Genomic DNA, 16,035 nt, shown 5'->3' on the forward strand with positions numbered 1-16,035 from the left:
ACCGTTGCAGATGTCGCGAGCAGAACAGATCGTCATCGGTGAAGCACCTGCGGGCTGGCAGGACGTGGTCGCCGTGGCTCGACATGGCGCAAGACTGGTCCTGTCGGACGCCGCTTGGGCACGGATCGACAACGCTCAGGCCATCGTGCAGCGCATCGTCGTCAGCGGCGAGCGCGCCTATGGCGTGAACACCGGGCTCGGCGCGCTGTGCAATGTGTCACTGCAAGGCGAACAGCTCAGTCGCCTGTCGCGCAATACCCTGCTCAGCCATGCCTGCGGCGTCGGTACGCCACTGGCCGACGAGCAGACCCGCGCAATCATCTGCGCCGCGATTCTCAACTACAGCCAGGGCAAGTCCGGCATTCACCGGCAAGTGGTCGAAGCGCTGCTGGCCCTGCTCAACCGCGGCATCACGCCGCAAGTACCGGCGCAGGGTTCGGTGGGTTATCTGACGCACATGGCGCACGTCGGTATCGCGTTACTGGGCATCGGTCAGGTCAGCTATCGCGGGCAGATCGTCCCGGCTGAGCAGGCCTTGAACGAAGAGGGTCTGGTTCCGGTCATCCTCGGAGCCAAGGACGGTTTGTGTCTGGTCAACGGCACACCGTGCATGACCGGCCTGAGCTGTCTGGCCATCGCTGATGCCGAGCGCCTGAGCCAATGGGCCGACGTGATCGGCGCGATGAGCTTCGAAGCCCTGCGCGGCCAGCTGGACGCATTCGATGCAAGCATTCTCGCCCTCAAGCCGCATCCGGGCATGCAGCAGGTGGGCAAGAACCTGCGCATGTTGTTGGCAGGCAGCGACGTGCTCGCCAGCAGTGAAGGCATTCGCACTCAAGATGCGCTGAGTATCCGTTCGATTCCCCAGGTGCATGGCGCCACCCGCGACCAGTTGGCTCACGCCACTCGGCAGGTCGAGATCGAGCTCAATTCAGTCACCGATAACCCGCTGCTGCTCGGCACGCCCGAGGCTTTCCGCGTGGTGTCCCAGGCCAATCCACACGGCCAGTCGGTGGCCATGGCGGCAGACCTGCTGTGCATGGCGATGGCCGAGCTGGGCTCGATCGCCGAACGACGCCTCGACCGCCTGATCAACCCGATGGTCAGCGGCCTGCCGGCGTTTCTGGTCACCCAGCCGGGCGTCAACTCGGGAATGATGATCGTCCAGTACGTCGCCGCTTCGCTGTGCGCGGAAAACCGCCAGATGGCGCAACCGGCCGTGGTCGACAACTACGTGACCTCCGGTCTGCAGGAGGATCACCTGAGCCTGGGCACCAGCGCCGCGCTCAAGCTGCACAAGGTGCTGGGCAATACCACGCAGATTCTGGCCATCGAGTATCTGCTCGCGGCCCAGGCGTTCGAATTTCTCAAGACACAGGGTTTTGGCGTGGGCACCGGTGCCGCGTGGCGACTGCTGCGCGAGCGCATTCCGGCCTACGACGAAGACCGCTGGCTGGCCCCGGACATCGCCAGCAGCGCGGCCCTGCTCAAAGACGAAACGTCGCTGGAAAGGGTTTTCCAGCACTGCCGTGACAACGCGGCAGGCCTATAAAAGCAGCGTACGGCCACACGCCGTCGCTGACACTTATCAAGGAGTAGCAGCATCGTGACCACCTTATCTGCCAAGACGCTGAACCTGATCCCCGGCCAACTGACCCTGGCGCAACTGCGCGGCATTTATCTGCAGCCGGTCAGCCTGACGCTGGACAGCAGCGCGAACCAGCAGATCGACGACAGCGTCGCCTGTGTCGAGCGCATTCTGGCCGAGAACCGCACCGCCTACGGCATCAACACCGGCTTCGGCCTGCTCGCTTCGACGCGGATTGCCAGCGAAGACCTGGAAAACCTGCAGCGTTCGCTGGTGCTGTCGCATGCGGCCGGTGTCGGTCAGCCGATCAGCGATGAGCTGGTGCGACTGATCATGGTGCTCAAGGTCAACAGCCTGAGCCGCGGCTTCTCGGGCATTCGGCGCGTGGTCATCGACGCCCTGATTGCGCTGATCAATGCCGAGGTCTACCCGCATATTCCGCTCAAGGGCTCGGTCGGTGCTTCCGGTGACCTGGCGCCGCTGGCGCACATGTCGCTGGTGCTGCTGGGCGAAGGTAAGGCGCGCTACAAGGGCGAATGGCTGAACGCTGTCGATGCACTTGCCGTTGCTGGCCTGAAACCGCTGACCCTCGCCGCCAAGGAAGGGCTGGCGCTGCTCAACGGCACGCAAGTGTCTAGCGCCTACGCATTGCGCGGCCTGTTCGAAGGCGAAGACCTGTTCGCTGCGGCTCTGACTTGCGGCTCTCTGACCGTTGAGGCGGTACTCGGTTCGCGCTCGCCCTTCGACGCGCGCATTCATGCCGCACGCGGGCAGCGCGGGCAGATCGACGCGGCGGCCTGCTACCGTGACCTGTTGGGCGAAAGCAGCGGCGTGTCCGAGTCGCACCGCAACTGCGACAAGGTTCAGGACCCCTACTCGTTGCGCTGCCAGCCACAGGTCATGGGCGCCTGCCTGACCCAGCTGCGTCAGGCCGCCGAGGTGCTGGAAATCGAAGCCAACGCGGTGTCCGACAACCCGCTGGTGTTCGCCGCCGAGAACGACGTCATATCCGGTGGCAATTTTCACGCCGAGCCGGTCGCCATGGCGGCGGACAACCTCGCGCTGGCCATCGCCGAGATCGGCTCGCTCAGCGAACGACGCATTTCGCTGATGATGGACAAGCACATGTCGCAGTTGCCGCCCTTCCTGGTGGCCAACGGCGGCGTCAATTCCGGGTTCATGATCGCGCAGGTGACCGCCGCCGCACTGGCCAGTGAAAACAAGGCATTGGCCCATCCACACAGTGTCGACAGCCTGCCAACCTCGGCCAATCAGGAAGACCATGTGTCGATGGCCCCGGCCGCCGGCAAGCGCTTATGGGAAATGGCAGAAAACGTTCGCGGGATTCTTGCCGTAGAATGGTTGGCTGCCTGCCAGGGTCTGGACTTGCGTGAAGGTCTGAAAACCTCTCCGAAGCTGGAGCAAGCCCGCAGCCTGTTGCGCAGCAAGGTCCCGTTCTATGAAAAGGACCGCTTTTTTGCACCGGACATCGAAGCTGCCAGTCAGCTGCTGTCCTCCACTTGCCTGAACCCGCTGGTTCCTGCACGTCTGCTACCGAGTCTGTGATGCACCGCGAGCCTGGCAGGGCTCGCTTTGGTCATCGCTGCGGGAGGCCGGATGCAGGCGTTCTCGCGGCTTTTGCCATACCTGTAATGAAATGGACCTGAAATGACGTCACAAGATGGTTTGAAACGCGGGTTATCCGCCCGCCACATCCGCTTCATGGCCCTAGGCTCTGCCATCGGTACAGGGTTGTTCTACGGCTCGGCCTCGGCGATTCAACAGGCCGGGCCTGCCGTACTGCTGGCTTACCTGATCGGCGGCGCGGCGGTGTACATGGTGATGCGCGCGCTCGGCGAAATGGCGGTCCACGACCCGGTGTCCGGTTCGTTCAGCCATTACGCCACGCGCTACATGGGCCCGCTGGCCGGCTTCGTGCTCGGCTGGACCTATGCGTTCGAGATGATCATCGTCTGCCTCGCCGACGTGACCGCATTCGGCATCTACATGGGCTTCTGGTTTCCGGAAGTGCCGCGCTGGATCTGGGTGCTGGGCATCGTCTTTCTGATCGGCGCGCTCAACCTGTGCAACGTGAAAGTCTTCGGTGAAACCGAGTTCTGGCTGTCGATCCTCAAGGTCAGCGCCATCGTGGCGATGATCGTCGCAGGCTTCGGCATCATGATCTTCGGCATTGGCAGCTCGGCCAGCGGCAGCGAAATCGGCATCAGCAACCTGTGGGCGCATGGCGGCTTCATGCCGAACGGTGTCACCGGCCTGATCGCCTCGTTCGCGGTGGTGATGTTTGCCTTCGGCGGCATCGAAATCATCGGCATTACCGCAGGCGAAGCGAAGGACCCGCGACGCAGCCTGCCGCAGGCGATCAATGCCGTGCCGCTGCGCATTCTGCTGTTCTACGTGCTGACACTGTTCGTGCTGATGTGCATCTACCCGTGGCCGCAGATCGGCACGCAGGGCAGCCCGTTCGTGCAGATTTTCGACAACCTGGGTATCGCCTCGGCGGCGACCATCCTCAACATCGTGGTGATCTCGGCGGCCGTCTCGGCGATCAACAGCGACATCTTCGGCGCAGGCCGCATGATGTATGGCCTGGCCCGTGAAGGTCAGGCGCCCGCCAGTTTTGCCCGTGTGTCGCGTCATGGCGTGCCGTGGATGACCGTGCTGGTCATGGGCATCGCGCTGCTGGGCGGCGTGCTGCTCAACTACCTGATCCCCAAGGACGTGTTCCTGCTGATCGCTTCGCTGGCCACCTTCGCCACCGTGTGGGTCTGGCTGATGATTCTGCTGACGCAGGTCGCCATGCGCCGCTCGATGAGCCGCGAGGAAGCGGCACAGCTGAAATTCGCCGTGCCGTTCTGGCCTTACGGGCCGGCGGCTGCCATCGCCTTCATGCTGTTCATCTTCGGCGTGCTGGGTTACTTCCCGGACAACCGTGCAGCCTTGATCGTCGGCGCAATCTGGATCGTGCTGCTGCTCATTGCCTACGCTGTGTGGGTCAAGCCCAAGGCGCTCAACACCACTCATTGATCAACGAGGCCTCGAATGAAAACGCTCTGGAAAAACTGTCACATCGCAAGCATGGCGCACGGCAAATACTCGATCATCGAGGATGCCGCCATCGTGACCTCCGGAGCGCTCATCGAGTGGCTCGGGCCTCAGGCCGAGCTGGCCGAGCCGGAACATGACAACTGCATCGATCTGGACGGTGCCTGGGTCACGCCCGGCCTGATCGACTGCCACACCCATACCGTGTTCGGCGGCAACCGCAGCGGCGAGTTCGAACAGCGTTTGCAGGGTGTGAGCTACGCCGAGATCGCCGCAGCGGGCGGCGGTATTGCCAGCACGGTGCGTGCCACTCGCGCCGCCAGTGAGGATGAGCTGTACGCCAGTGCCGAGCGCCGTCTGCGGCATCTGCTGAAAGACGGCGTCACGACCGTCGAGATGAAGTCGGGTTACGGGCTGGACCTGGAAAACGAGCGCAAGATCCTGCGGGTGATCCGGCGTCTGGGCAACACCCAGCCCGTCACCGTGCGCGCCACCTGCCTGGCCGCCCACGCGCTGCCACCGGAATACGCCGATCGCGCCGACGATTACATCAACCACATCTGCAACGACATGCTCCCGGCGCTGGCAGCCGAAGGACTGGTCGATGCAGTGGATGCCTTCTGTGAATACCTGGCGTTTTCGCCCGCCCAGGTCGAGCAGGTGTTCATCACCGCAGGGCAGTTGGCACTGCCGGTCAAACTGCATGCCGAGCAGCTGTCGTCATTGGGCGGATCGAGCCTGGCCGCGCGCTACAAGGCGCTGTCGGCGGATCACCTGGAGTTCATGACCGAAGACGACGCCATCGCCATGGCCGCCGCCGGAACCGTCGCGGTGCTGCTGCCGGGGGCGTTTTACTTCCTGCGTGAAACACAACTGCCGCCGATGGACGCGCTGCGCAAGCACGGCGTGCCGATCGCGATTGCCACCGACCTCAACCCTGGCACCTCGCCGGGCCTGTCATTGCGCCTGATGCTGAACATGGCCTGCACGCTGTTTCGCATGACGCCCGAAGAAGCACTGGCGGGGGTGACGTTCAATGCCGCCAGGGCGCTGGGCATGAGCGCGACCCACGGCTCGCTGGAGGTTGGCAAGGTCGCGGATTTCGTCGCCTGGAACATCGAACGACCGGCTGATCTGGCCTACTGGCTAGGCGGCGATCTGGACAAACGCATCGTGCGCCACGGCGTCGAATCATCGATCTGAAGGAGAGCCCTGTGGATAACGTTCTGACATTCAAGCGTGGCCGCATTCCGCTGCTGATCAGCATGCCGCATGCCGGTCTGAAACTGACCCCGGTGGTCGAAGCCGCGCTGGTGGACGAAGCCTTGAGCCTGCCGGACACCGACTGGCACATTCCGCGTCTGTATGACTTCGCCGCCGAATTGGGCGCCAGCACCCTGGCCGCCGAATACTCGCGTTTTGTCATCGACCTGAACCGGCCCGCTGACGACAAGCCCATGTACGCAGGTGCGACCACCGGCCTGTTTCCGTCGATCCTGTTCGATGGTGTACCCCTGTTCAAGAATGGCCAGACGCCCAGCGCCGAGGAGCGGGCGCGCTATCTGCAGCAGATCTGGACACCGTATCACCAGACGCTGGAGCAGGAACTGCAGCGCATGCGTGACGAGTTCGGTTATGCGCTGCTGTTCGACGCCCACTCGATTCGCGGCCACATTCCGCACCTGTTCGACGGTCACCTGCCGGACTTCAACCTGGGCACCTTCAATGGCGCCAGCTGCGACCCGGAGCTGGCCAGCCGGATGGAGCAGGTCTGCGCAGCGGCCAAGGACTACAGCCATGTGCTGAACGGACGCTTCAAGGGCGGCCACATCACCCGCCACTACGGCAACCCGGCCAACAACATCCACGCCGTACAGCTGGAGCTGGCGCAAAGCACCTACATGGACGAATTCGTGCCCTTCCACTACCGCCCGGACCTGGCTGAGCCTACTCGCGCCGTGCTCAAGCCACTGCTGGAAACCTTCATTGCCTGGGGGCAAGAGCGGTTCGGCTGACAACGTCGGACGCAGAGCGTCCAGAAAGGCGCTACCACGCGGAGCGTGGGAGCGATGGCCAGTGTTCGGTGGCCACGATTATCGTTCCCATGCTCCGCGTGGGAATGCCGTTCCGGACGCTCCGCGTCCGCCCTTCAAGGTTCCCGCCTGATCACTTCTTGAGCAAGCGCAAGCCGTTGAACACCACCAGCAAGCTCACGCCCATGTCGGCAAACACCGCCATCCACATGGTCGCCAGACCCGCGAAGGTGATGCCGATGAACAGCACCTTGGTCACAATGGCCAACACAATGTTCTGCTTGAGCACTGCCGAGGTTCGACGGGACAGCTTGATAAACGTCGGTATCTTGCGCAGATCATCGTCCATCAGGGCGACATCTGCCGTTTCGATAGCCGTATCGGTGCCTGCCGCAGCCATGGCGAAACCAATCTCCGCACGGGCCAGCGCAGGGGCATCATTGATACCGTCACCGACCATGCCCACCCGGTGATTGCGGCTGTAAAGCGCCTCGATCGCACTGAGCTTGTCGGCAGGCAGCAGATTGCCCTGCGCTTCGTCGATGCCGACCTGATCGGCAATCGCCTTGGCCGTGTGCGGGTTATCACCGGTCAGCATGACCGTCTTGATGCCCAGCTCGTGCAACTGAGCAATGGCTTCGCGGCTGGTCTCCTTCACCGTATCGGCGACAGCAAACAGCGCAATCGGGCCAGAGGCATCGAGCAACAGCACCACGGTCTTGCCCTGCATTTCCAGCGCATCGAGCCTGGCTTCCAGCTCTGGCGAGCACAGGCCAAGTTCTTCCACCAGGCGATGGTTGCCCAGGTGATACATCTGGCCGTTGATCTCGCCTTTCACACCGCGCCCACCCAACGCCTCGAACGCACTGACTTCATGCAGCGTCAGGCTGCCATCGGCGGCCTTGGCAATGGCCTGGGAAACCGGGTGATCTGAACGACCCGCAAGGCTCGCGGCGATGGCAGGCGCGCTGTCGGCGACTGCGGGGTTCAACGGCACATAGTCGGTCTGCACCGGCTTGCCGTGGGTCAGCGTGCCGGTCTTGTCGAGGGCCAGGTAATCAAGCTTCTCGCCCATTTCCAGATAAACGCCACCCTTGATCAAAATCCCCTTGCGCGCCGCCGCTGCCAGACCGCTGACGATGGTTACCGGCGTGGAAATCACCAGCGCACACGGGCACGCCACCACCAGCAACACCAGTGCCCGGTAGATCCAGTCAAACCATTCGCCACCGAAGAACAGCGGTGCAATCAAAGCCAATGCCAACGCTACGACGAACACCACTGGCGTATAGATACGGGAAAAGCTGTCGACAAAGCGCTGAGTCGGCGCACGCGAACCCTGAGCCGCTTCCACCGCATGAATGATGCGCGCCAGCGTCGAGTTATTTGCCGCCGCAGTAACACGGTATTCCAGTGAACCCGCCTGGTTGATGGTGCCCGCGAAAACCTTATCGCCGACGGTCTTTTCCACCGGCAGACTTTCACCGGTAATCGACGCCTGATCGATGGTCGAGCTACCAGACACCACTTCACCATCAAGGCCGATACGCTCGCCCGGCTTGATCCGGACGATAGCCTCCAGTTCGACGTTTTTGGCTTCGACCTCCTGCCAACTGCCATCCGCCTGCTTGACGGTGGCAAGCTCTGGCGTCAACTGCATCAGGCCGCTGATTGCATTGCGCGCGCGGTCCAGCGACTTGGCTTCGATCAACTCGGCAATGGTAAACAGGAACATCACCATCGCCGCTTCCGGCCACTGACCGATCACAATCGCGCCGGTCACCGCGATGCTCATCAGCGCATTGATATTCAGGTTGAAGTTCTTGAGCGCGATCCAGCCTTTCTTGTAGGTCGTCAGGCCGCAACTGAAGATCGACACCAGTGCCAGCAGCGCCACAACCCAGGTCGGGCCGAGCGAGGCAAAATGGACCACCTCTGCGCCAAGCGCCGCAACGCCGGACAACGCCAGCGGCCACCAGTGTTTCTTCACCACCGGCGCCGGTTCGGCAGACGCTGCACCTTCCTCGACCGGCTCGGCCTGCATGCCCAGCGAGCTGATGGCCTCACGAATCGGGTCGGTGGACGGCAGATCGTGCCAGACGCCCAGCATGCGATTGATCAGATTGAATTCCAGCTTCTGCACACCGGCCAGCTTGCCCAGTTTGTTCTGGATCAGCGTCTGCTCGGTGGGGCAATCCATCGCCTCGATACGGAAGTTGCTCAGACGACCGCCCGCTGCTGGCGCTTCGCCAAAGGTCACTACGGCAGGCTGTGCATCGCTGGAGCAGCACGAATGCGCATGCTCCACGGGTTTTTGCTCGTGCGCGTGCTCGCCGTGATCATGATCGTGGTCATGGTCATGGTCATGTGCGGGGGGGTTCTTGATCGTCGTGCCCATTCGTTGTGGCTCCAGGATTCTGCTTGTTGCCAAGTGAACACCCTGTAGCCACTATAGGGTCAAGCACTCAAACGAGATGAGTCCAAATGAAAATCGGCGAACTGGCAAAACTGACCGACACCCAGGTCGAAACCATCCGTTATTACGAACGCGAAGGCCTGCTGCCCGCGCCCGCCCGCAGCGATGGCAACTACCGGCTGTACACCCAGGCACACACGGAGCGCCTGTCGTTCATCCGCAATTGCCGCAGCCTGGACATGACCCTTGGAGAAATCCGCAGCCTGCTCAACCTGCGCGACAGCCCGCAGGACCAGTGCGAAAACGTCAACGCCCTGATCGACGAACACATCGAACACGTCAACGCCCGCGTCGCAAGCCTGCAAGCACTCCAGGAACAACTGCTCGACCTGCGCCGCCGCTGCAGCGATGGCACGACAGAACATTGCGCGATACTGGAAAGGCTGGAAGTGACGGGCGCTGTGGCAGCGCCAGAGGGCGAGCCTTCACATGTGGGGAGGAGTCATGGGCATTGAGACGGGTTTGAGACCTCTGATGCAAGCTGCGCAGCTTGCACCACCGCCACAAGCTCAGTGATCGCCTTGACGAGCTGATCTTTGGCAGCTTTCTCTTTCGCTGTCTCTTCACCCGCCCGCTCAGAATCAACGCGTTTGAACGCTTCGCGTACCTCCTCGCTGAAGATGCTGATGGAGACAATATTTTCCTGCCGAAAACCAATAGGCCTGAGCGGTGTATCACTTGGGTAATCGGTCGTGTACACCACTTTCAGGGTGTCCTTGTCCCGATAGCCACTGACGGTCGGGATAAGCAAAATTTCCTGATTCACACCCGTCACTTCGGTAGGGGCTCCGACGTCCATGATGTAACCGACGTAGACCTTTCGATCCGCCATCGTGATCATCACTTCGTCCTTGTCGACAAATGCATCGAAAAGCGTCGAGCAGATAGGGCTGTGATCTACAGACTCGCCCAGCAGATAGGCCACAATTTCTTCTTTTTTTCTGGCACCCAGTTGCCACTTGAGAATCCTGACAGTAAGAAAAGCCCCTAGGTCTGGCATCACAAAGGTCAGTAAACCTGACAAGGCAAGGAATACGCCCACTTGGCTAAAATTCCTGCCAGTGATGTCGAAATCCTGCCCTACTTGACTTAAAGCGCCCATGAAATCGGTGTTCACGGCAAAACAGAGTGGGGAGGTCGCGCTCGCCGTTTGGAGCCATTCGGGACACAACACACCCCAGTCATGCGAGAACAGTCCTGCAAGGACTGCGGTGGCAGACATGGCCGCTACAAAGCAGTAAATCCCATAACGGCCCACCTGCAGATAAAGCATCTGGCCCTCATAGCGATGCAACCTGCAGTAAATGGTGGGATCTTTCAGGCACACCAAAAAGCCGCTGACGAGTAGTGGCAGCAGAAGTAAAAAAGCCATTTATCAGGATTCGGCTTGCGGAGTGACCAGTTTTTTAGCCTTGTCGCGGGAGGAGCGAACCAAACCTTCGATTTCTTTGGCGTCCATGGACATGCGGCCGCCCCTCACCACAAGAGTGTCGATGTTCTTGATTGCCTGCATGAAGGCTTCATCTTCAGCCTTCTTCGTATCACTACGATGTCCAATCCGATTGAAAAACATAGTCGATTCCATTGAACAGGGTCAGGGGAGTTACGCCAAAACTATAGCACAACGCTCAATTCACTCTTACGGACTCAAACAGCCATCGGCGCCGTCATTGCCGGGTGATGCTGATAGCCTTCCAGTGAGAAGTCCGAAGGCTCGATCAGCTCTAGCCATTCAGGCTGGTACACACCGGTCTTGGCGAATTCCGGCACGCGGTCGGAGATCACCAGTTTCGGCATCGGGTACGGCTCGCGGGTCATCTGTTCGTTGAGCATGTCCAGGTGGTTTTCGTACACGTGGGCATCGCCGATGAAGTAGGTGAACCAGCGCGGCGTGTAGCCGGTCAGACGGCCGATGAGGCTTAGCAGCGCGGCGCCTTCGGTCAGGTTGAACGGCGTACCGAGGCCCAGATCGTTGGAGCGGATGTACAGCGTCAGCGAGATTTCGCGGGTCTGCGGGTTCGGGTGCAGCTGGTACAGCAGGTGGCACGGCGGCAGGGCCATTTCATCGAGCTGTGCGCAGTTCCAGCCGTGGAACAGGATCCGCCGGCTGCCCGGGTCGTTGATGATGGTGTCGACGCACTGGCGAATCTGGTCGATGGCCTTGTACAGGACCACGAAAGACTGGCCGTCTTCTTCGGACTCGGCAATCTGACGATACCCCTGGCCCAGCGCCAGTTCGATGGCCGCGACATTGCCGGCATCGATACGCTTGTAGGCAGGCCACTTGCGCCATTGCACGCCATAGATTTCGCCCAGATCGTCCTCGCCCTTGCGGAACGGGTTGTTCAGCCACTGAGCGTTTTCGTTGGCGTTCTGATCCCAGACCTTGCAGCCCAGTTCGCGGAATTCGGCGGCGTTGTTTACGCCACGCAGAAAGCCGACCATCTCGCCGATGGCCGATTTGAAGGCCATGCGCCGTGTGGTGATCGCCGGAAAACCTTCCTGCAAGTCATAACGCAGCATCGCCCCCGGAAAGCTGATGGTGTTCACGCCGGTACGGTTGGCTTGCAAGGTCCCGTGCTTGATCACATGAGCGACCAGTTCCAGATATTGCTTCATAAATCACCTGCATTGTTGAACGCGCCGGGCGTTGTCTCACCCGGCGTTTCGGTATTAGGCCGCTGCTTTGCTGGCGGACGGGTCGCGCTTGTAGGCCAGCCAGATCAGCAACAGGCCCGCGATGATCATCGGCAGGCTGAGGATCTGACCCATGGTCACCCAGCCCCACGCCAGGTAACCCAACTGGGCGTCAGGGACGCGGACAAACTCGACCACAAAGCGGAAGATCCCGTAGAACAGCGCAAACATGCCGGAAACGGCCATGGTCGGACGCGGCTTGCGGGCGTACAGATTGAGGATGATGAACAGCGCAACGCCTTCCAGCGCGAACTGATACAGCTGCGAGGGATGGCGCGCCAGTTGCGCAGGGTCGCTGAACGGCGGGAAGACCATGGCCCACGGCACATCGGTCGGCTTGCCCCACAGCTCGGCATTGATGAAGTTGCCGATACGCCCGGCACCCAGGCCGATCGGCACCAGCGGGGCAACGAAGTCCATCAGCTGGAAGAAGCTTTTGCCGTTGCGCTTGCCAAACCACCAGGCCGCGATCATTACGCCGACAAAGCCGCCGTGGAACGCCATGCCGCCCTTCCAGACCTCGAAGATCAGCAGCGGGTTGGCGATGTAGGCCGACAGGTCATAGAACAGCACGTAGCCCAGCCGCCCACCGACAATCACGCCCATGGCCAGCCAGAAAATCAGGTCGGAAAGTTTTTCCTTGGTCCAGGTCGGGTCGAACTTGTTCAGGCGACGCGACGCGAGCAGCCAGGCGCCGCCGATACCGACCAGGTACATCAAACCGTACCAGTGAATTTGCAGCGGGCCGATAGCGACGGCTACCGGGTCAATCTGCGGGTAAGGCAGCATTGCGACTCCTCAATTGGAACGCCCTTGCGAGCGACTGAATCAGGCGCGCATGTTACCGGAGCCCGGCAGGATGCTCTAGCGGCGACCGATGGAAGCCGCCTGAACGAAGTGAAAAAAGATGCGATTGATGTGTCCGGCCGTATGGTTATCGCTTCCACGCGCAGCGTTATGTACAGGTCTTGGAGAGCACTGAATACGTGCCTTTCAGGCTTCTGCCCGCAGGACGTAGGAGCGCACCGGGCGACGCCTGGCTTATTCGCGAAGACGGTGTTTCAGACGGTACGTTTTCGGCGATCATGCCGGCCTCTTCGCGAACAAGTTCGCTCCTACAGGGGCAATGTGTACTCCCTGTGGGAATGAGAGGGCGTAGGAGCGCACCGGGCGACGTCTGGCTTGTTCGCGAAGACGGTGTCTTCAGACGATACGTTTTCGGCGATCATGCCGGCCTCTTCGCGAACAAGTTCGCTCCTACTAGGGCAATGTGTACCCCTGTGGGAGTGAGTTTGCTCATGAAAGCATTAGTAGCGCTTAGTGCCCTTTGACCGAGCTCGGGTTGATCATCCGCGACAGGCCGAGGTTTTTCAGTGCCAGTTGCAGGGAGCTGCTGATGACTTGCGGGTTGTCGTTGGTCATCAGTTGCGCCAGCAGTTCCTTGGCCTTGCTGAGGTTGATCTGGCGCAGCATCCATTTCACTTTCGGCAGGTTGGTGGCGTTCATCGACAGGCTGTCGAAACCCATCGCCATCAACAGTACCGCTGCTGCCGGGTCACCCGCCATTTCGCCGCAGATGCTCACCGGTTTGCCCTCGGCGTGAGCATCACGCACCACGCTTTGCAGCGCCTGAAGCACCGCCGGGTGCAGGTAATCGTAGAGATCGGCCACACGCGGGTTGTTGCGGTCGACCGCCAGCAGGTACTGGGTCAGGTCGTTCGAACCCACCGAGAGGAAGTCTACCTGCCGCGCCAGGTCGCGAGTCTGATAGACCGCAGCCGGCACTTCGATCATTACGCCCACGGGCGGCATCGGCACGTCGGTGCCTTCGTCGCGCACCTCGCCCCAGGCGCGGTGGATCAGGTGCAGCGCTTCTTCCACTTCGTGGGTGCTGGAGATCATCGGCAACAGAATGCGCAGGTTGTTCAGGCCCTCGCTGGCCTTGAGCATCGCGCGGGTCTGGACCAGGAAGATTTCCGGGTGATCGAGGGTAACGCGAATACCGCGCCAGCCGAGAAACGGGTTGTCTTCCTTGATCGGGAAGTAGGACAGCGACTTGTCGCCACCGATGTCCAGGCTGCGCATGGTAACCGGCAGTGGATGGAAGGCGGCCAGTTGCTCGCGGTAGATCGCCAGCTGTTCTTTTTCGCTCGGGAAGCGCTGGTTGATCATGAACGGCACTTCGGTGCGGTACAGGCCCACCCCTTCGGCGCCTCGCTGTTGCGCACGCGCCACGTCGGCCAGCAGGCCGGTGTTGACCCACAGCGGCATGCGATGCCCGTCGAGGGTCACGCAAGGCAGTTCGCGCAGTGCATCCAGGCCCTGGGAGAGCTGACGCTCCTCCTCCACCACCTTGCCGAACTGCTTGCGCATGATTTCGCTGGGGTTGGTGAAGACTTCGCCGTGATAGCCGTCGACCACCAGATCGATGCCATCGACCTTGGAGTAAGGGAAGTCCACCAGGCCCATGACCGTGGGAATGCCCATGGCCCGCGCCAGAATCGCAACGTGGGAGTTGCCGGAACCCTGAACCGACACCAGGCCGACCAGTTTGCCTTCTGGCACCTCGCCGAGCATCGCCGGGGTCAGCTCTTCACTCACCAGAATCGTGTTGTCGGGATAGACCAGCGCCTGTTGCCGCGCTTCCTGGAGATAGGCCAGCAGACGGCGGCCCAGGTCCTTGACGTCCGACGCCCGCTCGCGCAGATAGGCATCGTCCATCAGTTCGAAACGTTTGACGTGCTCACTGACCACCGAGCGCAAGGCACCCTGCGCCCATTGGCCGGTCTTGATCACGTCGGTCACTTCGCTGCCTAGCGAGGCGTCGTCGAGCATCATCAGGTAGACATCGAACAGCGCCCGCTCTTCGGGACGCAACTGAGTGGCCAGCTTGGCTGACAGGGTGCGCATGTCACCGCGTACGCCTTCCAGCGCGTTCTGGAACAACGCCAGTTCGGCGGCGATGTCAGTGACGGTCTTGTCGGGGACCACTTCCAGATCGGCTGGCGGCAGCATGACCACAGCGACACCGACCGCAGCACCCGGCGAACCGGCGACACCGACGAACTTGGCTTCCTGAATGCCCTTGCCCTGACGTCCCAGACCGCGGATCGAGCCGGTCGCTTCGGCATGCGCGATAACGCCCGCCAGTTGCGCGCTCATGGTGACCAGGAAGGCTTCTTCGCCCTCGTCGAACTGCCGGCGCTCCTTTTGCTGGATGACCAATACGCCGACCACACGCCGGTGGTGGATGATCGGCGCGCCCAGGAACGAGGCATAGCGTTCTTCACCGGTTTCGGCGAAATAGCGATAACGAGGGTGATCTGCGGCGTTTTCGAGATTCAGCGGTTCTTCGCGCGTACCGACCAGACCGACCAGGCCTTCATTCGGTGCCATGCTGACTTTGCCGATAGAGCGCTTGTTGAGGCCTTCGGAAGCCATCAGGACAAAGCGGTTGACCTCGGCATCGAGCAGGTAGACCGAGCAGACCTGGCTGCCCATGGCCTCCTTGACGCGCAACACAATAATGCCCAACGCCGCCTTGAGATCCTTGGCGGAGTTAACTTCCTGGACGATCTTGCGCAGCGTATTGAGCATGGCTCGGGGTCGAACTCCGTGTCAGTCGCGCGATAAGAGGCGCGGGGCAAGCTCTTTGAGTGCGCGTCGATACACCTCGCGCTTGAATGTCACCACCTGGCCTAACGGATACCAATAACTGACCCAGCGCCAGCCATCGAACTCCGGTTTACCGGTCAAATCCATCCGCACCCGCTGCTCGTTGGAGATCAGGCGCAGGAGAAACCATTTTTGCTTCTGGCCGATACACAGCGGCTGGCTGTGGGTACGGACCAGTCTTTGCGGCAGACGATAGCGCAACCAGCCCCGAGTGCAGGCAAGTATTTGCACATCATGTCGTTCCAGACCGACTTCTTCATTCAATTCACGATAAAGCGCGTCTTCCGGCGTCTCCTGCGGGTTGATACCCCCTTGAGGAAACTGCCAGGCATCCTGGTTAATACGCCGAGCCCATAGGACCTGACCAGCATCGTTTGTCAGAATAATCCCGACATTAGGACGGAAACCATCGGGGTCGATCACGGCAACAACCTCGCAAACGCATGTCGTCGCATTGTTCCACAAAGGCGATCAAACCAGCAACGAGGCTTATCACCTTATGT

At 61.1% G+C, this 16,035-nt stretch carries 13 protein-coding genes; 6 read left to right on the forward strand and 7 right to left on the reverse strand.

Going from position 1 to position 16,035, the window contains the following annotated elements; translation table 11 throughout:
• Positions 1-10 precede the first annotated feature (10 nt).
• The 5 genes from AC54XV_RS25275 to hutG all read left to right on the forward strand — a co-directional run bounded on the left by AC54XV_RS25275 (position 11) and on the right by hutG (position 6,666).
• Positions 11-1,552: an HAL/PAL/TAL family ammonia-lyase gene (locus AC54XV_RS25275; protein ID WP_003405248.1), complete on the forward strand. Its 1,542-nt coding sequence runs from the start codon at positions 11-13 to the stop codon at positions 1,550-1,552.
• 54 nt (positions 1,553-1,606) lie between these two features.
• Complete coding sequence (gene hutH / locus AC54XV_RS25280; protein ID WP_003405250.1) at positions 1,607-3,154, forward strand: histidine ammonia-lyase; 1,548 nt, start codon at positions 1,607-1,609, stop codon at positions 3,152-3,154.
• Positions 3,155-3,256: 102 nt separating this feature from the next.
• Positions 3,257-4,633: an amino acid permease gene (locus AC54XV_RS25285; protein WP_024641051.1), complete on the forward strand. Its 1,377-nt coding sequence runs from the start codon at positions 3,257-3,259 to the stop codon at positions 4,631-4,633.
• Positions 4,634-4,648: 15 nt separating this feature from the next.
• Entirely contained in the window at positions 4,649-5,854 is a 1,206-nt protein-coding gene (gene hutI / locus AC54XV_RS25290) for an imidazolonepropionase (protein WP_496717382.1), read from the forward strand.
• Between the two features lie 11 nt (positions 5,855-5,865).
• Complete coding sequence (gene hutG / locus AC54XV_RS25295; protein WP_011269254.1) at positions 5,866-6,666, forward strand: N-formylglutamate deformylase; 801 nt, start codon at positions 5,866-5,868, stop codon at positions 6,664-6,666.
• Positions 6,667-6,817: 151 nt separating this feature from the next.
• Here hutG and AC54XV_RS25300 read toward each other — a convergent pair whose 3' ends face one another.
• Entirely contained in the window at positions 6,818-9,082 is a 2,265-nt protein-coding gene (locus AC54XV_RS25300; RefSeq protein WP_496717384.1) for a heavy metal translocating P-type ATPase, read from the reverse strand.
• 86 nt (positions 9,083-9,168) lie between these two features.
• Between AC54XV_RS25300 and cadR the strand changes: the two genes are divergently transcribed.
• Positions 9,169-9,615 carry a Cd(II)/Pb(II)-responsive transcriptional regulator gene (cadR, locus tag AC54XV_RS25305; protein ID WP_003405262.1) on the forward strand — a complete coding sequence of 149 codons (447 nt, stop codon included), beginning with the start codon at positions 9,169-9,171 and terminating at the stop codon, positions 9,613-9,615.
• Here the strand turns inward: cadR and AC54XV_RS25310 are convergent.
• From AC54XV_RS25310 to AC54XV_RS25335, 6 genes are all read right to left on the reverse strand, one after another.
• On the reverse strand, positions 9,603-10,532 hold the full coding sequence (locus AC54XV_RS25310) for a hypothetical protein (RefSeq protein WP_058823214.1): 930 nt from the start codon (positions 10,530-10,532) through the stop codon (positions 9,603-9,605). The genes cadR and AC54XV_RS25310 overlap by 13 nt on opposite strands.
• A 3-nt stretch (positions 10,533-10,535) precedes the next feature.
• Positions 10,536-10,733 (reverse strand): hypothetical protein, encoded by a 198-nt coding sequence (locus AC54XV_RS25315; RefSeq protein ID WP_010434507.1) that lies wholly within the window; start codon positions 10,731-10,733, stop codon positions 10,536-10,538.
• A 74-nt stretch (positions 10,734-10,807) separates the two neighbouring features.
• A complete protein-coding gene (locus AC54XV_RS25320) occupies positions 10,808-11,779 on the reverse strand; it encodes a thymidylate synthase (protein ID WP_003405274.1) in 972 nt (323 codons plus the stop codon).
• Positions 11,780-11,833: 54 nt separating this feature from the next.
• A complete protein-coding gene (gene lgt, locus AC54XV_RS25325; RefSeq protein WP_003405275.1) occupies positions 11,834-12,646 on the reverse strand; it encodes a prolipoprotein diacylglyceryl transferase in 813 nt (270 codons plus the stop codon).
• 528 nt (positions 12,647-13,174) lie between these two features.
• A complete protein-coding gene (ptsP, locus tag AC54XV_RS25330) occupies positions 13,175-15,454 on the reverse strand; it encodes a phosphoenolpyruvate--protein phosphotransferase (RefSeq protein ID WP_003420161.1) in 2,280 nt (759 codons plus the stop codon).
• A 21-nt stretch (positions 15,455-15,475) separates the two neighbouring features.
• The gene (locus AC54XV_RS25335; protein WP_002555745.1) at positions 15,476-15,955 is read right to left on the reverse strand and encodes an RNA pyrophosphohydrolase; all 480 of its coding nucleotides are present in this window, start codon (positions 15,953-15,955) and stop codon (positions 15,476-15,478) included.
• Between the last annotated feature and the right edge of the window lie 80 nt (positions 15,956-16,035).

Source organism: Pseudomonas fragariae (ex Marin et al. 2024) (assembly GCF_059621105.1).

Bases quoted from the DNA above. Each gene is read 5' to 3' on its own strand.
- AC54XV_RS25275 (WP_003405248.1), top strand. From the start codon at position 11: ATGTCGCGAGCAGAACAGATCGTCATCGGTGAAGCACCTGCGGGCTGG.
- AC54XV_RS25285 (WP_024641051.1), top strand. From the start codon at position 3,257: ATGACGTCACAAGATGGTTTGAAACGCGGGTTATCCGCCCGCCACATC.
- hutI (WP_496717382.1), top strand. From the start codon at position 4,649: ATGAAAACGCTCTGGAAAAACTGTCACATCGCAAGCATGGCGCACGGC.
- AC54XV_RS25300 (WP_496717384.1), bottom strand. From the start codon at position 9,082: ATGGGCACGACGATCAAGAACCCCCCCGCACATGACCATGACCATGAC.
- cadR (WP_003405262.1), top strand. From the start codon at position 9,169: ATGAAAATCGGCGAACTGGCAAAACTGACCGACACCCAGGTCGAAACC.
- AC54XV_RS25310 (WP_058823214.1), bottom strand. From the start codon at position 10,532: ATGGCTTTTTTACTTCTGCTGCCACTACTCGTCAGCGGCTTTTTGGTG.
- AC54XV_RS25315 (WP_010434507.1), bottom strand. From the start codon at position 10,733: ATGTTTTTCAATCGGATTGGACATCGTAGTGATACGAAGAAGGCTGAA.
- AC54XV_RS25320 (WP_003405274.1), bottom strand. From the start codon at position 11,779: ATGAAGCAATATCTGGAACTGGTCGCTCATGTGATCAAGCACGGGACC.
- lgt (WP_003405275.1), bottom strand. From the start codon at position 12,646: ATGCTGCCTTACCCGCAGATTGACCCGGTAGCCGTCGCTATCGGCCCG.
- ptsP (WP_003420161.1), bottom strand. From the start codon at position 15,454: ATGCTCAATACGCTGCGCAAGATCGTCCAGGAAGTTAACTCCGCCAAG.